The sequence below is a fragment of the Oceanibaculum sp. genome (assembly GCF_022449305.1).
GTDB lineage: Bacteria > Pseudomonadota > Alphaproteobacteria > Oceanibaculales > Oceanibaculaceae > Oceanibaculum > Oceanibaculum indicum.
Genome location: NZ_JAKUSO010000049.1, coordinates 1 through 19841, shown reverse-complemented (window position 1 = coordinate 19841; position 19841 = coordinate 1). Strand labels below are relative to the sequence as shown.

At 65.4% G+C, this 19841-nt stretch carries 18 protein-coding genes and 1 pseudogene; 7 read left to right on the top strand and 12 right to left on the bottom strand.

The annotated features are described in order from the left end of the window. Positions 1–96: 96 nt before the first annotated feature. The 3 genes from MK313_RS13680 (at position 97) to MK313_RS13670 (ending at position 5449) form a co-directional block, all read left to right on the top strand. Positions 97–945, top strand: coding sequence for a class I SAM-dependent methyltransferase (locus MK313_RS13680; protein ID WP_287782227.1), 849 nt, complete (start codon positions 97–99; stop codon positions 943–945). 212 nt (positions 946–1157) lie between these two features. Beyond that, positions 1158–2258 carry an efflux RND transporter periplasmic adaptor subunit gene (locus MK313_RS13675; protein WP_008944835.1) on the top strand — a complete coding sequence of 367 codons (1101 nt, stop codon included), beginning with the start codon at positions 1158–1160 and terminating at the stop codon, positions 2256–2258. Next, positions 2255–5449, top strand: a complete 3195-nt coding sequence (locus tag MK313_RS13670; RefSeq protein WP_287782224.1) for an efflux RND transporter permease subunit — start codon at positions 2255–2257, stop codon at positions 5447–5449. Before MK313_RS13675 ends, MK313_RS13670 begins: the two co-directional genes overlap by 4 nt. On the opposite strand, the gene MK313_RS13665 is transcribed toward MK313_RS13670, so the two are convergent. The 3 genes from MK313_RS13665 to MK313_RS13655 are packed head-to-tail and all read right to left on the bottom strand — an operon-like array spanning position 5439 to position 7632. Then, positions 5439–6041 carry a CDP-alcohol phosphatidyltransferase family protein gene (locus tag MK313_RS13665; protein ID WP_287782222.1) on the bottom strand — a complete coding sequence of 201 codons (603 nt, stop codon included), beginning with the start codon at positions 6039–6041 and terminating at the stop codon, positions 5439–5441. The two genes, MK313_RS13670 and MK313_RS13665, sit on opposite strands and share 11 nt — an antisense overlap. Next, positions 6038–6922, bottom strand: coding sequence for a CDP-diacylglycerol--serine O-phosphatidyltransferase (gene pssA / locus MK313_RS13660; protein WP_287782220.1), 885 nt, complete (start codon positions 6920–6922; stop codon positions 6038–6040). The genes MK313_RS13665 and pssA overlap by 4 nt, the downstream gene beginning before the upstream one ends. Further along, on the bottom strand, positions 6922–7632 hold the full coding sequence (locus tag MK313_RS13655) for a phosphatidylserine decarboxylase (RefSeq protein ID WP_287782218.1): 711 nt from the start codon (positions 7630–7632) through the stop codon (positions 6922–6924). The genes pssA and MK313_RS13655 overlap by 1 nt, the downstream gene beginning before the upstream one ends. Positions 7633–7779: 147 nt before the next feature. Here MK313_RS13655 and MK313_RS13650 point away from each other — a divergent pair, with 147 nt between their 5' ends. After that, positions 7780–8259, top strand: a complete 480-nt coding sequence (locus MK313_RS13650; protein ID WP_287782216.1) for a hypothetical protein — start codon at positions 7780–7782, stop codon at positions 8257–8259. Positions 8260–8265: 6 nt separating this feature from the next. On the opposite strand, the gene MK313_RS13645 is transcribed toward MK313_RS13650, so the two are convergent. Continuing rightward, the gene (locus MK313_RS13645; protein ID WP_287782214.1) at positions 8266–9435 is read right to left on the bottom strand and encodes a LysM peptidoglycan-binding domain-containing protein; all 1170 of its coding nucleotides are present in this window, start codon (positions 9433–9435) and stop codon (positions 8266–8268) included. 203 nt (positions 9436–9638) lie between these two features. Here MK313_RS13645 and MK313_RS13640 point away from each other — a divergent pair, with 203 nt between their 5' ends. Further along, positions 9639–10352: a cytochrome b/b6 domain-containing protein gene (locus MK313_RS13640; RefSeq protein WP_287782212.1), complete on the top strand. Its 714-nt coding sequence runs from the start codon at positions 9639–9641 to the stop codon at positions 10350–10352. Between the two features lie 4 nt (positions 10353–10356). On the opposite strand, the pseudogene MK313_RS13635 reads toward MK313_RS13640, so the two are convergent. Then, a pseudogene (locus tag MK313_RS13635) lies at positions 10357–10710 on the bottom strand (c-type cytochrome); the annotation flags it as partial. 12 nt (positions 10711–10722) lie between these two features. Continuing rightward, positions 10723–10854, bottom strand: a complete 132-nt coding sequence (locus tag MK313_RS13630; RefSeq protein ID WP_287782211.1) for a hypothetical protein — start codon at positions 10852–10854, stop codon at positions 10723–10725. Positions 10855–11062: 208 nt separating this feature from the next. Here MK313_RS13630 and MK313_RS13625 point away from each other — a divergent pair, with 208 nt between their 5' ends. Both MK313_RS13625 and MK313_RS13620 read left to right on the top strand, forming a co-directional pair. Continuing rightward, positions 11063–11647 carry a TIGR00730 family Rossman fold protein gene (locus tag MK313_RS13625; RefSeq protein WP_287782210.1) on the top strand — a complete coding sequence of 195 codons (585 nt, stop codon included), beginning with the start codon at positions 11063–11065 and terminating at the stop codon, positions 11645–11647. Between the two features lie 106 nt (positions 11648–11753). Beyond that, a complete protein-coding gene (locus MK313_RS13620; protein WP_287782208.1) occupies positions 11754–12968 on the top strand; it encodes an NADP-dependent isocitrate dehydrogenase in 1215 nt (404 codons plus the stop codon). Between the two features lie 64 nt (positions 12969–13032). Here MK313_RS13620 and MK313_RS13615 read toward each other — a convergent pair whose 3' ends face one another. From MK313_RS13615 to alaS, 6 genes are all read right to left on the bottom strand, one after another. Beyond that, positions 13033–13869, bottom strand: coding sequence for a lytic transglycosylase domain-containing protein (locus MK313_RS13615; RefSeq protein ID WP_287782206.1), 837 nt, complete (start codon positions 13867–13869; stop codon positions 13033–13035). A 144-nt stretch (positions 13870–14013) separates the two neighbouring features. Then, positions 14014–14304 (bottom strand): type II toxin-antitoxin system death-on-curing family toxin, encoded by a 291-nt coding sequence (locus MK313_RS13610; protein WP_287782204.1) that lies wholly within the window; start codon positions 14302–14304, stop codon positions 14014–14016. Next, positions 14301–14474: a hypothetical protein gene (locus MK313_RS13605; RefSeq protein WP_287782202.1), complete on the bottom strand. Its 174-nt coding sequence runs from the start codon at positions 14472–14474 to the stop codon at positions 14301–14303. The genes MK313_RS13610 and MK313_RS13605 overlap by 4 nt, the downstream gene beginning before the upstream one ends. A gap of 41 nt (positions 14475–14515) precedes the next feature. Beyond that, positions 14516–15694: a vWA domain-containing protein gene (locus MK313_RS13600; RefSeq protein WP_287782200.1), complete on the bottom strand. Its 1179-nt coding sequence runs from the start codon at positions 15692–15694 to the stop codon at positions 14516–14518. A gap of 21 nt (positions 15695–15715) precedes the next feature. Then, positions 15716–16561, bottom strand: coding sequence for an AAA family ATPase (locus MK313_RS13595; protein ID WP_287782246.1), 846 nt, complete (start codon positions 16559–16561; stop codon positions 15716–15718). A 17-nt stretch (positions 16562–16578) separates the two neighbouring features. Then, positions 16579–19248 (bottom strand): alanine--tRNA ligase, encoded by a 2670-nt coding sequence (gene alaS, locus MK313_RS13590; protein WP_287782198.1) that lies wholly within the window; start codon positions 19246–19248, stop codon positions 16579–16581. Positions 19249–19841 lie beyond the last annotated feature (593 nt).

The following is a 19841-nucleotide window of genomic DNA, read 5'->3' as shown; positions in this document are numbered from 1 at the left end:
GTTGATTGCAAACAAGCCGTTATTGCACCGCACGCACATCTGATGACCGCCTACGGATATGCTGCAACTAAAAACCATACGCAGAGGGAGGAAGCCATGAGCCGCGACACGACAGAAGCGTTCAAGGAACGGCAGCGCGCCGCCTGGAACGACCGCGGCATCGGCTGGAACAAGCGCGCCGAGGAAATGGCGGAAATGGCGCGCCGCCTGAACGAACCGCTGCTGGAGCTGGTCGGAATCGCACAGGGCCAGCGGGTGCTGGATCTGGCCTCCGGCGCTGGCGAGCCGGCGCTGACCATCGCCGAGATGGTTGGCGAGACAGGCCATGTCACCGCAACTGACCTGGCCGAGGGCATGTTGGCTGGGGCAAAACGTCGCGCTGCTGACCGCCGCACCGGCAATATCGGCTTCGAGATCGCGGACGCCGAATCCCTGCCCTTCCCCGATGCCGGTTTTGACCGTGTCACCTGCCGCTTCGGGCTGATGTTCTTCCCCGACAAGCTGAAGGCATTGCGGGAATGTCTGCGCGTGCTGAAGCCCGGCGGGCGCGCCGGCTTCATGGTCTGGGGGCCGCTGGCCGACAATGCGGTGTTCCAGATCAACATGGCCGCCGTGCTGGAAGTGATGGGGCCGCAGGACGAGACCTTCCTGGAAATGCCCTTCATCCTGGGCCAGCCCGGTACCCTGGTCGGGCTGCTGGAACAGGCCGGCTTTGCCGCTGTCGAGGAACAGGTGATCCAGGCGCGCCGCAAGGCGCCGGGCGACCAGCCCTTCTGGCGCACCAACCTGGACATGTCCTTCGGCAAGCTGTGGATGGAGGCCAGCGCCGCGGAGCGCGAGGCGGTCGAGGCGGCGGTTGTCCGGCGGCTACAGGAATACCGCGAGGGCGATCATTACCGGCTGCCGGTGCATGTGCGTTACGCGGCGGGAACGAAAGCCGCCTGAACACGTCAAACCCTTTGGCGACAAAGGATGGTCCGCGAAATATTTCGTAACGACATCCCGATTGATGCCGTCGGCAAGCACTCCTATAGTCCGCGCCGATGCCGGCAGGGGCGGATGCTTATCGCGTCGCCCGACCTATTTTTAAGCAACCGCGACCGGTTCCTGGCCGAACGCGCCACAACCACCGCCAGCAGCAAGCAGGAAGACACGCGATGAAGTCCTCGATCTGGATCGCCATTCTGTTCGCGGTGGCCGCCACGCTCTGGATTGCCTCCGGCCAGTTCGGCGATGCCGCCGAAGCACCTGCCGGAGCCCCCAAGCAGGAAGCGCAGGCAGCCCTGCCCGGCGTGCAGTTCATCGTCTCCGAGGAGCAGGCGCACCGCCGCGAGCTGACCATCAACGGCTTCACCCAGGCGGAACGACGCGTGCAGCTGCGGGTCGAGACCGATGGCCGTGTCACCGAGATCGGCGTGGAAAAAGGCAAGCGCGTCGCCGCCGGCGAGATGATCGCGCGCCTTGCCCTGGACGACCGGGAGGCAAGGCGGGCAGAGGCGCGGGCGCTGGTACGCCAGCGCGAGGTCGAATTCAGCGCCTCCAAGCAGCTGGCCGGCAAGGGCTTCCGCTCCGACACCAATCTGGCGCAGGCGCAGGCGCAGCTGGACGCCGCCCGCGCCGCCCTCGCCCGGATCGAGACGGATATCACCAACACGACCATCCGCGCGCCCTTCGATGGCGTGCTGAACGACCGCATGGTCGAAATCGGCAATTATGTTCAGGCCGGCGACGAGGTGGCGCAGATCGTCGATACCGACCCGATGCTGGTCGTCATCGAGGTGCCGGAGACCCATGCCCTGTCCCTCGAACTGGGCGATCTGGCCGAGGTGCGCTTCTCCACCGGCGAGACCCGTACCGGCGTCATCCGCTACATCGCCAGCGTCGCCAACAGCGCCACCCGCACCTTCCGCGTGGAGGCCGAGCTGGATAACCGGGACGGCGCCATCCGCGACGGGCTGACCGCCGCGGTGAAACTATCGCTGGACTCCGTCCCAGCGCATTTCATCACCCCCTCCATCCTGACCCTGAACGATGCCGGGCAGATGGGCGTGAAGCTGGTGGGCCAGGACAACACCGTCACCTTCCGGCCGGTCAGGATCATCGCCAGCGAGACGGACGGCGTCTGGCTGGCCGGCCTGCCACAGCGCGCGCGGCTGATCGTCGTCGGCCAGGAATTCGTCGCCGAGGGCCAGAAGGTTGAAGCCGTGCGGTCGGAGAATTTCGCTGGCAGCTATGCCGATGGCGGGGCGAAGAAATGAACCTGATCGACGCCGCCATCGCCCGCGCCCGTACCACCATCGCGGTGCTGGTGTTGATCCTGATCGCGGGAACCGTTGCCTATATCGACATTCCCAAGGAATCCGATCCGGACATCAACATCCCCACCATCTATGTCAGCCTGGTGCATGAGGGCATCTCGCCGGAGGATTCCGAGCGGCTGCTGCTGCGCCCGATGGAGCAGGAGCTGAAATCCATCGAGGGCGTTAAGGAGATGCGGTCCACCGCCTATGAAGGCGGCGGCTTCGTGCTGCTGGAGTTCGATGCCGGCTTCGATGCCGACAAGGCGCTGGACGATGTGCGCGAGAAGGTGGACATCGCCAAGTCCGAGCTGCCGGAGGAGACCGAGGAACCGACCATCACCGAGGTGAATTTCAGCCTGTTCCCGGTGCTGGTGGTCACGCTGTCCGGCCCGGTGCCGGAACGCACGCTGGTCCGTCTCGCCCGGGAGCTGCGCGACGAGATCGAGGGCATCCCCTCGGTGCTGAATGTCGATATCGCCGGCGACCGCGAGGAGCTGGTGGAAATCCTGATCGACCCGCTGAAGCTGGAAAGCTACGGCCTGCGGTCGGAGGATATTCTCAGCTTCATCGACCGGTCCAACCGGCTGATCGCCGCCGGCGCGCTGGATACCGGCAGCGGCCGCTTCCCGGTGAAGGTGCCGGGCCTTTTCGAGAGTGCCGAGGACATCCTCGACATGCCGCTGAAGACCGACGGCGATGCTGTGGTGCGCGTGCGCGACGTAGCCGAGGTGCGGCGCACCTTCAAGGACCGCGAATCCGTCGCCCGGCTGGATGGCGAGCCGGCGGTGGGGCTGCAGGTTACCAAGCGCACCGGCGAGAATATCATCGAGACCATCGAGGCGGTGCGCGCCTTGTCGGAGCGGCAGAAGCAGTTCTGGCCGGAGGCCGTAAAGGTCACCTACAGCCAGGACCGCTCGAAGGATATCCGCACCATGCTGACGGACCTTCAGAACAACGTCATCAGCGCGGTTCTGCTGGTCATGATCGTCATTGTCGGCGCGCTTGGGCTGCGCTCGGCCGGGCTGGTCGGCGTCGCCATTCCGGGCTCCTTCCTGCTGGCCATCCTGGTGATCTTCACCATGGGCATCACCATCAACATCGTGGTGCTGTTCGCCCTGATCCTCGCCGTCGGCATGCTGGTGGACGGCGCCATCGTGCTGACCGAGTTCGCCGACCGCAAGATGGCCGAGGGCCAGTCGCCCAAGCGCGCCTATGCCCGTGCTGCCAAGCGCATGGCCTGGCCGATCATCGCCTCCACCGCGACCACGCTGGCGGCCTTCCTGCCGCTGCTGTTCTGGCCAGGCGTGGTTGGCGAGTTCATGAAGTTCCTGCCGATCACGCTGATCGCCACCCTGTCGGCCTCGCTGCTGATGGCGCTGATCTTCGTGCCGACGCTGGGCGCCTTCATCGGCAAGCCGGGCGGTTCGCTCGACCCCGAGAAGGCCAAGGCGCTGAGCGCCGAAACCTCGGACGACGATAACGAGACCATCGACCTGACACAGGTAAAGGGCCCGACCGGCCTGTATATCCGCACGCTGGACAAGGCGCTGACGCATCCCGGCAAGATTGTGCTGGCCGCCGTCGGGACCCTGATCTTCGTGCAGTGGTATTACGCCACGCATGGCCATGGCGTGGAATTCTTCCCCGAGGTCGAACCGGAACAGGCGCAGATCCTGGTGCATGCGCGCGGCAACCTCTCCATCGAGGAGAAGAAGCAGCTCGCCATCCTCGTGGAACGCGAAGTGCTCGCGCTTGATGCCTTCGATTCGGTCTATTCCTCGATCGGCACCCAGGTGCGCAGCGGCCAGGACAAGGCCGAGGATGTCATCGCCACCATCTCGGTCGAGTTCAAGGACTGGGACAAACGCCCACCGGCCAACGATATCCTGGCCGAGATCGTGGAACGATCGCGCAAATACCCCGGCATCCTCGTCGAACCGCAGAAGCAGGAGGCCGGCCCGCCGGTCGGCAAGCCGGTCGCGCTGGAGATCAGCGCCCTCGACGTCTCGCTGCTGGAGCCCGCGGCGGCGCTGATCCGCGCCAAGTTCGAGAGCATGGAGGGGCTGGCCAACATTGAGGACAGCCGCCCGATCCCCGGCATCCAGTGGGCCATCGATGCCGACCGCGCACAGGCCGCCAAGTTCGGCGTCGATCTCAGCATGATCGGCAATTATGTGCGGCTGGTGACCAACGGGCTGAAGGTCACCGAATACCGGCCCGACGACAGCGACGAGGAAATCGACATCGTCGTGCGCTTCCCGACCGAATACCGCAATCTCGACCGGTTCGGCCAGCTGCGCATCCAGACCGAGCAGGGGCTGATCCCGATCAGCAATTTCGTCACCGAGAATCCCGAACAGAAGGTCGGCGAGCTGAAGCGCGTGGACGGGCGGCGCATCATGTCGGTGAAGGCCGATGTGCAGCCCGGCGTGCTGGCCGACGACAAGGTGCGGGAACTGCGCGCCTGGCTGCCCGATGCCGGCCTAGACCCGCGCGTCGAGGTGACCTTCAAGGGCGAGGACAAGGAACAGGCCGAGGCCCAGCAGTTCCTGATGCGCGCCTTTGCCGTTGCCCTGTTCATCATGGCGATCATCCTGCTGACCCAGTTCAACAGCTTCTACAGCGCCTTCCTGATCCTCTCGGCGGTGATCCTGTCCACCATCGGCGTGATGATCGGCCTGCTGGTGATGAACAAGCCCTTCGGCATCGTCATGAGCGGCGTCGGCGTGATCGCGCTGGCCGGCATCGTGGTGAACAACAACATCATCCTGATCGATACCTACGATCTGATGCGCAAGCAGGGCATCCCGGCGCACGAGGCGCTGCTGCGCACCGGCGCCCAGCGTCTGCGGCCGGTTTTCCTGACCACGCTGACCACCATCCTGGGCCTGATGCCGATGGTGCTGCAGATGAACATCGACTTCATCAGCCGCGAGGTCAGCATCGGCGCGCCCTCGACGCAATGGTGGGTGCAGCTGTCCACAGCTATCGTCTTCGGGCTGGCCTTCGCCACCATCCTGACGCTGGTCATCACGCCATCGGCGCTGAAGGTTCGCGCCAATGTCAGCGACTGGCGGGCACGGCGGCGGCAGAAGCGCGAGGAGAAGAAGGCGCCGCCGGTTCCGGCCCAAGGCACGACTAAGGGGTGAAGTCGCGCCGCGCGGCGAGGATGCGCGTCACGGTGGTGATCCAGCACAGCGCGCCGAAGAGGAGTGCGAGCTGGGGAAACCAGCCCGGCCACAGGCAGATCGTGACGAACAGGGCGATGGTCTCCGCCCCTTCCGTCAGCCCGCCGAGATAATACAGCGATTTCGGGCCGCGCGCCGTGCTGGCGCGGCCGCGCTTGGCCGCCATGACGGCATAGGCCATCGATCCCGTACCCATGAAGCTGAAGATCAGGAAACAGGCGGCCAGCGCGTTCGCCGCCGGATCGGCCAGTGCAAAGCCCAACGCCACGGCGGCGTAGAAGATGAAATCCAGCACGATGTCGAGATAGCCGCCGAAATCGGTCGCCCCGCGCCGCCGGGCGATGGCGCCGTCCAGCCCGTCAGCCAGGCGATTCAGCAGGATGAAGGCCAGCGCAGCGCCATAGGCCTGCAGCGCCAGCGCCGGCAGGGCCAGCAGCCCGACCGCGAAGCCGGCCAGTGTCGCGGCATTGGCGGAAACGCCCCGGCGCAACAGGAAGCCCCCGGCGGCATCCAGCGCCGGATCGACCAGCCGTCGCAGTGCGGCGTCGATCATGCGCCGGGACGGGGTTCCCCGCTCTGGTCGTTCCCGCTCTCGGGCACGGCATCGCCAGACGCGGCAATATCCGCCTCATGCTGGGCGACCATCTGCTCCGCCTCCGCCTTCAGCCGGCGGTAGGAGCGCACGGAAAACGGGATGCACAGCAGGTAGAGCAGGCCCAACCCCGACAGGGTGCGCCAGGGCGCGTTCACCAGTGCCGCCACCAGCAGGCCGACCACGATCAGCATCGGGATCACCAGCCCCTGCGGGATACGCGCCTTCTTGCCCGAAAAGGTCGGGATGGCGCTGACCATCAGCAGGCCAATGAAGAACACCCAGGCAATCACCAGCGCCGGATGCTTCAGCACCGTGTCATAGCCAAGGTCGAAGGACAGGATCATCGGCAGCAACGCCAGCCCCGCCCCGGCCGGCGCCGGCACGCCGGAGAAGTAGTTGTAGGCGTATGCCGGCAGTTCGGGGTCGCCCAGCTTCGTATTGAAGCGCGCCAGCCGCAGCGCGGCGCAGGTGGCGAAGAACAGCACCACCGCCCAGCCGAAGCCCGCAACGCCGTTCATCCCCCACATATAAAGGACGACTGCCGGCGCCACGCCGAAGCTGATGAAATCCGACAGCGAATCCAGCTCCGCGCCGAACTTGCTGGTCGCCTTCAGCAGGCGCGCCATGCGCCCATCCAGCCCGTCGAGGATCGCGGCGGCGAAGATCGCGATCACCGCCTGCTGCCATTCGCCATTCAGCGCGAAGCGGATCGCCGTCAGCCCGGCACACAGCGCCAGCACGGTCAGGATGTTCGGGATCAGCCGGTTGATCGACAGTCCCTTCAGGCGCGGCGCCCGGCGGTGCCGTCTGAACCCGCTTTTTTGCCGCAGCCCGACCACTAGCGAATCTCGCCCAGACGATCCGGTTCGGCGGAGGTCAGGTCGGCGATTACCGTCTCGCCGGCGATCATCCGCTGTCCCAGCACCGCCAGCGAGGCGGCGCTGGCCGGCAGATAGACATCGACCCGGCTGCCGAAGCGGATCAGCCCATAGCGCTCGCCGGCCCGCAGGGTGGCGCCCTCGGCGGTCTTGCAGACGATGCGGCGGGCCACCAGCCCGGCAATCTGCACGCTGCCAACCTTGGTGCCGTCCGCCATCTCGACGACCATCCCGTGCCGCTCATTCTGCTCGCTCGCCTTGTCCAGCGAGGCGTTGAAGAACTTGCCGGGATGGTAGGCCAGGCGCGACACCTTGCCGTCCACCGGGGCGCGGTTCACATGCACGTCGAACACATTCATGAAGATGCCGATCTTCAGCATCGGCGTGTCGCCCAGTTCCAGATCGGCCGGCGGCGGTGCCTTGCCGACGAAGCAGACAACGCCATCGGCCGGGCTGATGACGAGGCCAGGGCGGCTGGGCGTCACCCGGTCCGGGTCCCGGAAGAAATAGACACACCAAAGGGTCAGGATCACGCCTGCCCAGCCCAGCGGGTCCGAGATGGCGAACAGGATCAGCGTGCCGACCGCGAATATCCCGATGAAGGGCCAGCCTTCCCGCGCAATCGGCACCAGAATCGATTTCAACACGCCGTTTCCTTTCTCGTTTCCCATCGGGACCCTACCATATGGGCATTCGCAAGCGGAGAGTACACAGCGACGCGCCCGAAACAATCGCCGCCGTTTTAACCCTTCCTTAGGAGCTTGACACTATCTTCCAGCGTGACAGTTTCAGCATCCTGCCCCGGAGCCGAAAGCCTTATGCTGATGGACGCCGCAAGCCCCTTCCGAGCCGTACTCAATCACGTTCCCGACGAGTTCGACCTGCGGACTTTCGTGAAGGTTGCCAACAGCGGCGACGGGGCGCCGCATAATGCCCGCCCCTTCCAGTTCGCCTTCGATTGCGACGGGGTGACCTATATCGCGCAGCTGAACGACCGCGAGGGCGAGGCCCGCCTGTCGATGCGCGCGCTGATCGGCATCCTGCCCTACAGCAGCGAATCTGTCGCGCGCCGCCGCGCCATCCTGGAGGCGCTGCGGGCCATCGGCGTCAAGGAAGAAACCCGGCTGCTGGTCGATCCGCGCCAGCGCATCCGGCTGGATGTCGAACTGCCGCTGGAAGGCCCGCCCACGCCCAGCCTGCTGATCGCCACGGTGGCCCTGTTCCTGGCCCGGCTGCGCGAGCATATCGGGCAGATGTCCACCCTCTCCCTGCCGGACACGTCCGACAAGGAAGCGTAAAGTTCTCTAATTCACCTGCGGCAGCACGAAGACCTGGCCCGGATAGATCAGATCAGGGTCGCGGATCTGGTCGCGGTTGGCGCCATAGATCAGCGTGAAGGCCATGCCATCGCCATAGGTGCGCCGCGCGATGCGCCACAGATTGTTGCCCGGCTGGATGACCACAACCCGCCCTTCCAGGAGGCCCGACAGCGGCTCCGATCGGGCGAAGGGCAGTTCTACCCGCGCCACCACCTTGCCGTCCGGCGCTAGCCGGTCCACGCGGAGCCTATAGGTACCGGCGGCCACCTCGCCCTCGGGCTGCAGGCGCCAGTTGCCCTTGTCGTCAGCCCGTGCGTCGCCCAGCGGCTTGTCGTCGAGATAAACCCGCACCTGCCCGTTCGGCTCGGTCCGGCCACTCAGGATCACGGCCCCCTTGGCATCGTAATCCACCACATCGACGCTGACCGGCATATCGGTCTTCTTGCCGTTTTCCGGCAGGCTGACCACGGAAGGGCCTGACGAGGGCGTCCCCGGCTTCGCGGCTGTCGTCGGTTGGGCCGCTGGTTGGGCCACCGTCTCTGGAGCCGTCGGCTGCGTCTGCGCGGGCTGCTGCGGTGCGGCAGGGGCCTGCAGCACCGTGGACGGGCCACTGCCCTCACGCGGCACGACCATGGCCAGCGGAGTCTGCGGGGCGGCGCTCGGCTGGCCGGCGATATCCTTCTGCGGTTCCGGTACCGCCAGCACCACCACATCCTGCGACTGCAGGCGGCTGCCGTCGGGCAGCTCCGACTCCAGCGTCAGCTGCCGGTTGCCCGGCGGCAGTGGCTCCTTCGGCAGCAGCACCCATTCGCCGCGCTGATCGGCCTGAATCTCGCCGATCACCCGGTCGCCATCCTTCACGATCACCTTGGAATTCGGCGTGGCGCGCCCGGCGATCACCGTATCGCCCTTCGGGTTCACCCGCACCACATCAAAGCTGGGCGCGCGCGGCGCCGGCGTCTGGTCCGGCACGGCGGGGTTCTGCGGGGCCGTGGAGGGTGTCGCGGCGGTGGACGGCGCCGTGCGCTGCACCGGCGGGCTGGCGGGCGCGGCCTGCTGCGGCGCGTCTTCCGACGTCACCAGGAAATTCAGGGCCAGCGCGACCAGCACCACGATGGCGCCGATCACGCCGATGATGAAAGGACGTCGCAGCATCGTCAGAAAACCGTCATGTCGGAAGGATTCATTGCGCACGCCCCCAAAATCGGCCAGTTATCCGGACCGCTTTATGCCGTAGCGCAAACCCTATATCGGGATAGTCCGGAGTGCAATTGCAGGTGCATGCAGCGGCTGGCCTTGCAGGTCCGGCGCTGGCCAGTCATCTTGGTTTTGACCTACCCCTTTGACGAGCCCCGCCCATGACCGACACGACCCCGCCCGCCGCCTATCGCCGTGCCCTCGTCTGGGATATCCCGACGCGTCTGTTCCACTGGATGCTGGCCGGCACCATCGTCGGTGCCTACTGGACCGGGGAATTCGGCGGCTTCGACAAGACCTGGCACATGCGCTTCGGCTACGCGGTGCTGGCGCTGGTGATCTTCCGCATCCTGTGGGGCCTGTTCGGCAGCCGCACCGCGCGCTTTGCCAGCTTCCTGCGTGGACCGGCGGCGGTGCTGGCCTATCTGCGTACGCTGACCGCGCCAAAGGCACACCCGACCGATACCCATAACCCGCTGGGCGCGCTGTCGGTTATCGCCTTGTTGCTGGCGGCACTGGCACAGGCCGGCAGCGGCCTGTTCGCCTCCGACGACATCCTGACCGAAGGCCCGCTGAACGGGCTGTTCTCCAGCGCAGTGGACAGTATGGCCAACCGCACGCATGCCATCGCGGTCTGGTTCCTGATCGCGCTGGTCGTGCTGCACCTGGCGGCGATTGCCTATTACCGGCTGTACAAGCGCGAAAACCTGGTCACCGCGATGGTGACCGGCCACAGGGACCTGCCTCCCGGCCTTGGCATGGATGTGGGGGGCATGGAAAGGCCGGCGAGCCTGTGGCTAGCCGGCCTGTTCGCCGCAATCTCCGCAGGGGCGGTCTATTTCACCGTGGAAATACTGCCACCCCTGCTCCGCTGAGGCGCTATTTTGCCCGATAGGTGTCGTGGCAGGCCTTGCAGGACCCGCCGATGGCGGCGACATGCTTGCCGAGATCGCCCTGCGCCACCGAGCCTGAGGCCGAGGCCAGCGCGGCGGTGGCGGTCTGCAGCGCCTCCAGCTTCTTCTGGAAGTCGGCGCTGTCGGTAAAGGCCACCGGCAGCGTCCGGCTGCCGTCGATCTGGCCCTGCGCCGTGCCCTGGATGAAGCCCTCGCCCAGCATGTTGGACAGCGCCGCCATGGCAGCCGCGCGCTCGGAAAGCTGCTTCTGGTCGAACGGCGCCTCGCCCTTGGCCATGGCGACCACCGGGCCGAAATGCCAGGCAAGGCCGGTCAGGACGCCCTTGCGGTACTACAGGGCATCTTCCGGCTTGCGGTCGGCGGCAACCGCCGCGCCCACGAACACGCTGCCGGCAAGCACACCGGCCGCGCAGAAACTGGTAACGGCGACACGCAGGGCTTTGCTGAAATGGGCTTTGCTCATCTGGTCCTCTCCCGATTCGGCCGAATCCGACTGGCTAGCACATGAAAAACGGCGACCCACGCCGCCGCGCTGAAAGCATGTCCGGTTTCGCAAACAGGGTAAAGCCTCAGCGCAGCCGGAACGCGCAGGCGACGGTACCGCACACGCATTTGTGATCTCCCTCACTGCACGGTTGACCGGGCCGCACGGCAATGCGATATCGCCGCGCATGGAAAACATCCGATCCCTCTGCGTCTATTGCGGCTCCTCCGGTCGCGTCGATCCCGACTACAAGCAGCTTGCCCGCGCCGTCGGCGAACGCCTGGCGAAAGCCGGCATCGAACTGGTCTATGGCGGCGGCAAGGTCGGGCTGATGGGCGAGGCCGCCGATGCCGCACTGTCCGCCGGCGGCAAGGTCACCGGCATCATCCCGCGCCACCTGATGCGCCTGGAGGTCGGCCATGGCGGGGCGACCGAGTTGATCGTCGTCGAGACGATGCATGAGCGCAAGATGATCATGGCCGAACGTTCCGACGGCTTCATCGTGCTGCCGGGCGGCCTCGGCACGCTGGACGAGACCTTCGAGATCGCCACCTGGCGGCAGCTTAAGCTGCATTCCAAGCCGATCATCATCATCGATGCCAAGGGCTACTGGGCGCCGCTGCGGGCCATGGTGGACCACATGATCGCGGAAGGTTTCGTGAGCGAACAGCATCGCGCCCTGCTGCGCTTCGTGCCCGATATCGATGCCGCCTTCGCCGCCCTGGCGGAGGCACCGGAACCGATCCCCGGCCCGGAAGTGAAATGGCAGTGACCTGCCATCCGTAACCGGCTATTGCGCCGTGCGGACGGCCTGATATTGTTCGCCGCGGCAAATAAAGGTGCGCCGGCCCCGACGCGCCGGCAAGAGGAGAAAACGCATGGCGAAGATTAAGGTTAAGAATCCGATCGTCGAGCTGGACGGCGACGAGATGACCCGCATCATCTGGCAGATGATCAAGGACAAGCTGATCCTGCCCTATCTCGATGTTGATCTGAAGTATTACGACCTCGGCATCGAGGCCCGCGACAAGACCGACGACCAGATCACCATCGATTCCGCCAATGCGATCAAGAAGTATGGCGTGGGCGTGAAGTGCGCCACCATCACCCCGGATGAGGACCGGGTGAAGGAATTCGGCCTGAAGAAGATGTGGAAGTCGCCGAACGGCACCATCCGCAACATTCTGGGCGGCACCGTGTTCCGCCAGCCGATCATCTGCCAGAACGTGCCGCGTCTGGTCCCGGGCTGGACCCAGCCGATCGTCATCGGTCGCCATGCCTTTGGCGCCCAGTACCGCGCCACCGACTTTAAGGTGCCCGGTCCCGGCAAGCTGCCCATGACCTTCCAGCCGGCCGATGGCGGCCCGGCGCAGCAGTTCGACATCTACGACTTCCCGTCGAGCGGCGTGGCCATGGGCATGTACAATCTTGACGATTCGATCCGCGACTTCGCCCGCGCCTGCTTCAATTACGGCCTGGACCTTGGCTGGCCGGTCTATATGTCCACCAAGAACACGATCCTGAAGGCCTATGACGGCCGCTTCAAGGACCTGTTCCAGGAAGTGTTCGACGCCGATTTCGCCTCCAAGTTCAAGGCCAAGGGCCTGACCTACGAACATCGGCTGATCGACGACATGGTGGCCTGCGCTATGAAGTGGTCCGGCGGCTATGTCTGGGCCTGCAAGAACTATGATGGCGACGTGCAGTCCGACACGGTGGCGCAGGGCTTCGGCTCGCTGGGCCTGATGACCTCGGTGCTGATGACCGCCGACGGCAAGACCGTCGAGGCGGAGGCCGCGCATGGCACGGTGACGCGCCATTATCGCCAGCACCAGCAGGGCAAGGAGACCTCGACCAACCCGATCGCCTCGATCTTCGCCTGGACGCGCGGCCTTTCCTTCCGCGCCAAGATGGACGAGACGCCGGAAGTGGCGAAGTTCGCCGAGACGCTGGAAAAGGTCTGTATCCAGACCGTCGAAGCCGGCCAGATGACCAAGGACCTTGCCATCCTGATCAGCCCGGACCAGCCCTGGATGACCACCAACCAGTTCCTCGACGCGCTGGACAAGAACCTGCAGAAGGCGATGGGCTGACCTCCACCCCTTTAGCGAAAAGAGCAAGCGCGCCGATCATCCGGCGCCCTTTTTCTATGTTCTGTTAACGGGTTACGAGGCTTTCCGGAACCGCCTGGAAAGTCTCCGGCGTCGGCACCGCGCGCTTGCGATAGGCATTAAGACCGCCGGCGGACGGCGTCTCGCGCTGCGCCACCTGCTGCCGCGCACCGGCAGCGATACGCGCCGAAGCCGGGACGGCGGCTGCGGTTTCCGCCGCACCACCACTTTTCGCCCAGGCCGGCATCATGGTCGGCAGCTGACGGCGCGCCGCCGAGCGGGCAGTCTCGGAGAAGCGCACCTCCTCCTCCACGCCGGCAAAATCCTGGTCGCGCACGCCCTGCCACAGACGCAGCACCTTAGCGCGGTAGCGCTGGTTGAACTCCGGCGTGGCGGAATGATAGTAGCCGACCGCATTCTGCCAGCTGCGCCGTTCCTCCTTCAGCCGCGACAGGAAGTCGGCGGCATAGGCGACATTGGCCTCCGGCTCGAAGGCGTCCGCTAGGCCGGAGAAGGCGCTGCCATGCCAGTACAGATTCACCTGCATGCAGCCGACATCGATGGATTTGATCCCGCGGGCCTGCAAGCGGCGCACGGCGGCAATCGCTGCCGCCTTGGTGGGGTAATAATTGCCCTCCCCCTCCGCCGTCACGGTCCAGGGCCAGGGTACGCCCTGCCCGGCCTTGCTGTCCCAGCGGCCGGACTCGGCAAGCCCCACGGCACGCAGGAAATTGCGCGGAATGCCACGCGCTTCCTCGGTCCGGGCAATCGCCGCCCCGCACAGGTCAGGCAGCGTGCCGGCCGTCGTGCCAAGCGCCTCGGCGCGCTGCGGCAGCAGCGCGGCACCGGCAAGGAGGATGAGGGTCAGGATCGTTTTCTTCATGGCACCGGGATATAAGCAACCCCCGTGCCAAGGCGGGTTAGTCTTCGATCGCGAGACTATTCGCGCTGATCCAGGAAGCGAAAAGGGCTTCGGGCATCAGGCCGCTCGCCACATTCACCATCACCCGCTCCGCCTCAAGTTCACTCACATCGAGATAGGCGCCGTTTTCATACAGGAACGAGAGAACAGCCGCATAAGCGGTTCTCTTGTTTCCATCGATAACGGATGATTACGGGCCAGGCCGAAGCCAATGCTTGCCGCCAGATCAGCAAGGCTAGGCGGCGGTTCGGTGTAAGACCAAAGCTGTTGCGGCCGCATCACGGCGGACTCCAGCAAGCCCTCGTCGCGTGTTCCGTACGAACCGCCGAACAATTCGATAGAGCGTTCGTGAAGATACAGGACGTCAGGGACAGTGAGCCAGAGCAGCTCGATCACTTCGCCAATGCCTTGCAGGTGCGCTCATCGCGCTTGAACGCCCAATCGGCTGCCTTCTTAAGGCTGTCCCGGGGCTCGTAGCCTTCCCCGTCGCCAGAACGACGCACCACATCAGGCCGGGTTTCCTCGGCCTTGGCCGCGTGATCGGTCTTCTTCGTCGGCGTGGTCATAATGAAGAGATAATAGGGCAATATGCCCTATACAACCAGCCCTAGCGCGTCAGCTCGCGGATGCCGCGGTCGAGCCCGTCGAGGGTGAGCGGGAACATGCGGCCCTCCATCATCTGGTGGATCGCCTGGATCGATTCGAACCAGGGCCAGCGCCCCTCCGCCACCGGGTTCAGCCAGATGGCGCGCGGATAGGTGTCCAGCAGCCGCTTCATCCAGACCGCCCCTGCCTCCTCGTTCCAGTGCTCGACGGAGCCGCCGGGCTGGAAAATCTCGTAGGGGCTCATCGAGGCGTCGCCGACGAAGATGACGCGGTAGTCGGCGGCATAGGTGCGCAGCACCTCGAAGGTCGGAATCTTGTCGATGCCGCGCCGGTTATTGTCCTTCCACACCCGCTCATACGGGCAATTGTGGAAGTAGAAATATTCCATGTGCTTGAATTCCGCGCGCGCGGCGGAGAACAGCTCCTCGCAGACGCGGATATGGCCATCCATCGATCCACCGACATCGAAGAACAGCAGCAGCTTCACCGCATTGTGCCGCTCGGGCCGCATCTTCAGGTCGAGCAGCCCGGCATTGTGCGCGGTGGAGCGGATGGTACCGTCAAGGTCCAGCTCTGTCGCCGCCCCCTGCCGGGCGAAGCGGCGCAGCCGGCGCAACGCCACCTTGATGTTGCGGGTGCCGATCTCAACGCTGTCGTCGAGATTGCGGTAGGCGCGCTGGTCCCACACCTTCACCGCGCGGAAATTGCGGTTGCCCTCCTGGCCGACGCGCACGCCTTCCGGATTGTAGCCATAGGCACCGAAGGGCGAGGTGCCGGCGGTGCCGATCCATTTATTGCCGCCCTGGTGGCGCTTCTTCTGCTCCTCCAGCCGCTGGCGGAGTGTCTCCATCAGCTTGTCCCAGCCGCCCAGCGCCTCGATCTGGCGCTTCTCCTCCTCGCTGAGGTGGCGTTCGGCCAGCTTGCGCAGCCATTCCTCTGGAATGTCCGCGCCGAACACGCTGTCCAGCAGTTCCAGTCCCTTGAAGACATGGCCGAACACCTGGTCGAAACGGTCGATATGGCGTTCGTCCTTCACCATCGCGGCGCGGGAGAAATAATAGAAATTCTCGACCGAATAGCCGGGCACGCCGGCCTCGACCCCTTCCAGCAGGCTGAGATATTCGCGCAAACTGACCGGCACGCCGGCCTTGCGCAGTTCCAGGAAGAAGCTCACGAACATCCGCCTCCCCCGATCCTGCGCCTAGCGTCCGTCGCGGCGGGCGAGGAAGGCCAGACGCTCGAACAGCTGCACGTCCTGCTCGTTCTTCAGCAGCGCGCCATAGAGCGGCGGAATGGCGCTTTTCGCATCCTTGGCACGCAGCGCCTCCGGCGGGATATCCTCGACCAGCAGCAGTTTCAGCCAGTCCAGCAATTCAGAAGTGCCGGGCTTCTTCTTCAGGCCCGGCGCGTCGCGCAGCTCGTAGAAGCTGGCCAGCGCCTCGCGCAGCAGCGCCTGCTTGATGCCCGGGAAATGGACCTCGACGATGTCGGCCATCGTGTCAGCATCGGGGAAGCGTATGTAATGAAAGAAGCAGCGGCGCAGGAAGGCGTCCGGCAGCTCCTTCTCATTGTTCGAGGTGATGATGACGATGGGCCGCCGCGCCGCCTTCACCACTTCGCCGGTCTCGTAGACGAAGAACTCCATCCGGTCGAGTTCCAGCAGCAGATCGTTCGGGAACTCGATATCCGCCTTGTCGATCTCGTCGATCAGCAGCACGGTCGGCTTGTCGGCGACGAAGGCCTCCCACAGCTTGCCACGGCGGATATAGTTGGCGATGTCCTTCACCTTCTCGTCGCCGAGCTGGCTGTCGCGCAGCCGGCTGACCGCGTCATATTCGTACAGCCCCTGCTGCGCCTTGGTGGTGGACTTCACATGCCATTCGATGAGGCCGAGGCCCAGCGCCTTCGCCACCTCATGCGCCAGCACGGTCTTGCCGGTGCCGGGCTCGCCCTTCACCAGCAGAGGCCGCTGCAGCGTGATGGCGGCGTTTACCGCCAGCGTCAGGTCGGCGGTGGCGACGTAATCGTCGGTCCCGTCGAAGCGCAAGCTGCCACCATCCATGGTCAGGCCGCCGCCTTCGCCGCCAGCGCCTGCTCGATGGCCGCCAGCGCACTGTCGGCCTTGTCGCCGTCCGGGCCACCGGCCTGGGCCATGTCGGGACGGCCACCGCCGCCCTTGCCGCCCAGCGCCTCGGAGCCGACGCGCACGAAATCCACCGCGCTGAAACGGCCGGTCAGGTCGTCGGTAACCGCGACCACCAGCGAGGCCTTGCCGTCCTGCACCGCGACCAGCGCCACGACACCGGAGCCGACCTGCTTCTTCAGCGCGTCGGCCATGCCCTTCAGCTCCTTTGCCGGCACGTCGTCCAGCCGGCGCGCGGCATATTTCACGCCTGCCACATCCTTGGCCGCGGACTCGCTGGCCGCCCCGCCGCCGCTGGCCATCTTCTTGCGCAGTTCCACCAGCTCGCGTTCCAGCCGGCGGCGCTCCTCGACCAGGGCCGCAACGCGCGATGGCAGTTCCGAGGGGGCCGCCTTCAGCACGCCGGCCGTCTCCGCGAGCAGCGCCTCCTGCTGCTCGACATGGGCCAGCGCGCCGATGCCGGTGACCGCTTCGATACGGCGCACACCGGCCGACACCGCGCTTTCGCCGATGATTTTCAGGAAGCCGATATCGCCGGTGCGGCGCACATGGGTGCCGCCGCACAGCTCGGTCGAAAAGCTGCCGAACTTGCCCTTTTCCGGCTCCGCGCCGCCCATCGAGACGACGCGCACCTCCTCACCGTATTTCTCGCCGAACAGCGCCAGCGCGCCGGCCTCCACCGCTTCCTCCGGGGTCATCAGCGAGGTGTTCACATCGGCATTCACCCGGATACGGTTGTTCACCTCCGCCTCGACATCGCGGATTTCATCAGGCGACAGCGCCTTCGGATGGCTGATGTCGAAGCGCAGCCGGTCCGGCGCTACCAGCGAGCCCTTCTGCGTGACGTGATCGCCCAGCCGGCGGCGCAGCGCCTCGTGCAGCAGATGGGTCGCGGAATGGTTCGCGCGCAGAGCGTCGCGGCGCGCGGTGTCGATGCGGAATTCCGCCGTGTCGCCGGTGGTCACCTCGCCCTTTACCACCTCGCCGAGATGGACATGCAGGGCGCCCAGCTTCTTCTGCGTGTCGGAGATGCGGATTTCCGCGCCATTGGCCGTGACAATGGTGCCGGCATCGCCCATCTGGCCGCCGGATTCGGCATAGAAAGGCGTCTGGTTGGCGACCAGCGCCACCTTGTCACCCTGCTTCGCGGCATGCACCGGCTTGCCGTCCACCACCAGCGCCATGACCTGGCCTTCCGCCACATCCTCGGCATAGCCCAGGAATTCGGTGGCGCCGGTCTTCTCGCGGATGTCGAACCAGACAGTCTCGGTCGCCGCCTCGCCGGAACCGGCCCAGGCAGCGCGGGCGGCGGCCTTCTGGCGCGCCATGGCGGCATCGAAGGCGGCCGTATCGACGCTGCCACCCTGGCCGCGCAGAATGTCCTGCGTCAGGTCGAGCGGGAAACCGTAGGTGTCGTAAAGCTTGAAGGCGACCTCGCCGGACAGGGTGCCGCCGGAACCAAGGCTGGCGGTCTCCTCCTCCAGCAGCTTCAGGCCGCGATCCAGCATCTGCTTGAAGCGGTTTTCCTCCAGCTTCAGCGTCTCGACGATCAGCGCCTGGGCGCGCGACAGTTCCGGATAGGCCTCGCCCATCTGGCGCACCAGGGCGGGCACGAGACGCCACAGCAGCGGCTCGCGGCAGCCCAGCATATGGGCGTGGCGCATGGCGCGGCGCATGATCCGGCGCAGCACATAGCCGCGACCCTCATTGGCCGGCAGCACGCCATCGGCGATCAGGAAGGAACTGGCGCGCAGATGATCGGCGATCACCCGGTGCGAGGTCTTGAACGGTCCGTCGGGATCGACGCCCGATGCCTCCGCCGAGGCCTCGATCAGGGCGCGCATCAGGTCGATATCGTAATTGTCGTGTTTGCCCTGCAGCACGGCGGTGATGCGCTCCAGCCCCATGCCGGTATCAATCGACGGGCGCGGCAGCGACACACGGTCGCCGGGTGCCCGCTGCTCGAACTGCATGAACACCAGGTTCCAGATTTCGATGAAGCGGTCGCCATCCTCGTCCGGGCTGCCGGGAGGGCCACCCGGGATCTTGTCGCCATGATCGAAAAAGATTTCCGAGCACGGGCCGCACGGGCCGGTATCGCCCATCTGCCAGAAATTGTCGGAGGTGCCGATGCGGATGATCTTGTCGTCGGTCAGGCCGGCGATCTTCTTCCACAGCCCGTGCGCCTGCTCATCCTCGGCATAGACGGTGACCAGCAGCCGGTCCTTCGGCAGGCCGTATTCCTTCGTGACCAGGTTCCAGGCCAGCTCGATCGCGCGTTCCTTGAAATAATCGCCGAAGGAGAAATTGCCCAGCATCTCGAAGAAGGTGTGGTGGCGCGCAGTGTAGCCGACATTCTCCAGGTCATTGTGCTTGCCGCCGGCACGCACGCATTTCTGCGAGGTGACCGCCCGGTCATAGGGCCGGGTCTCGGCGCCGGTGAACACGTTCTTGAACTGCACCATGCCGGCATTGGTGAACAGCAAGGTGGGGTCGTTGCGCGGCACCAGCGGGCTGGAGGAAACGATCTCGTGCCCGTTGCGCGCGAAATACTCCAGGAAGGTCTTGCGGATATCGTTCGCCGTGTTCATGCGTGCCGTCTTCTAGCTTGGTCCAGGTTTCGCGTCGGGTATGGCACCGTCCAAGTCGGCCTGCCGTTTCCCGTGCCCAATTCCCTTATATCGTGCCATCAAGCGCCGTCGTGAAGTCCCGCCGATGCGGGCCTTCCCTGCAGCGCACACAGATGGCGCATATGGCAAAGCGGCGCGAACTGTCCCGATCAGGCCATAAGAGCCTGTCAGGGCATCCGCGCCGCCGATCACCAGCGGGTCTTCGCTTATACGAGCCGCCGGGAACGCTGTCCAGCGGCGGCGGGAACCACAATAGCTTCGGGTCGGAAGAACATGGCCATGCCACCAACTGAGGCCGTCACCCCCGGGCTTGTCCCGGGGGTCCATGGGTCAGCCCGCTGGATATCGGTCGAGCTGGCTTAAACCTGGATTCCCGCAACAAGTGCGGGAATGACGTTCAGAGAAGGCAGGACATCCGAGCCCTTAAAACGATCGTTCTTCTTAGCCTTACTCCTCCGGCGGGGAGTCCGGTCCGTCATCCTCCGGTGCGCCCATCAGCGCCTCCGAGACGATGCCGGCATTGGCGCGGATCTTCTGTTCGATCTCCTGCGCCA

Coding starts and splice junctions, on each gene's coding strand:
- MK313_RS13630 (WP_287782211.1), bottom strand. CDS start 10,854: ATGAGCAAAGCCCATTTCAGCAAAGCCCTGCGTGTCGCCGTTACCAGT.
- MK313_RS13645 (WP_287782214.1), bottom strand. CDS start 9,435: ATGCTGCGACGTCCTTTCATCATCGGCGTGATCGGCGCCATCGTGGTG.
- MK313_RS13605 (WP_287782202.1), bottom strand. CDS start 14,474: ATGACCACGCCGACGAAGAAGACCGATCACGCGGCCAAGGCCGAGGAA.
- MK313_RS13670 (WP_287782224.1), top strand. CDS start 2,255: ATGAACCTGATCGACGCCGCCATCGCCCGCGCCCGTACCACCATCGCG.
- MK313_RS13675 (WP_008944835.1), top strand. CDS start 1,158: ATGAAGTCCTCGATCTGGATCGCCATTCTGTTCGCGGTGGCCGCCACG.
- MK313_RS13625 (WP_287782210.1), top strand. CDS start 11,063: ATGGAAAACATCCGATCCCTCTGCGTCTATTGCGGCTCCTCCGGTCGC.
- MK313_RS13665 (WP_287782222.1), bottom strand. CDS start 6,041: ATGATCGACGCCGCACTGCGACGGCTGGTCGATCCGGCGCTGGATGCC.
- alaS (WP_287782198.1), bottom strand. CDS start 19,248: ATGAACACGGCGAACGATATCCGCAAGACCTTCCTGGAGTATTTCGCG.
- MK313_RS13640 (WP_287782212.1), top strand. CDS start 9,639: ATGACCGACACGACCCCGCCCGCCGCCTATCGCCGTGCCCTCGTCTGG.
- MK313_RS13680 (WP_287782227.1), top strand. CDS start 97: ATGAGCCGCGACACGACAGAAGCGTTCAAGGAACGGCAGCGCGCCGCC.
- MK313_RS13620 (WP_287782208.1), top strand. CDS start 11,754: ATGGCGAAGATTAAGGTTAAGAATCCGATCGTCGAGCTGGACGGCGAC.
- MK313_RS13615 (WP_287782206.1), bottom strand. CDS start 13,869: ATGAAGAAAACGATCCTGACCCTCATCCTCCTTGCCGGTGCCGCGCTG.
- MK313_RS13600 (WP_287782200.1), bottom strand. CDS start 15,694: ATGTTCGTGAGCTTCTTCCTGGAACTGCGCAAGGCCGGCGTGCCGGTC.
- MK313_RS13655 (WP_287782218.1), bottom strand. CDS start 7,632: ATGGGAAACGAGAAAGGAAACGGCGTGTTGAAATCGATTCTGGTGCCG.
- MK313_RS13650 (WP_287782216.1), top strand. CDS start 7,780: ATGCTGATGGACGCCGCAAGCCCCTTCCGAGCCGTACTCAATCACGTT.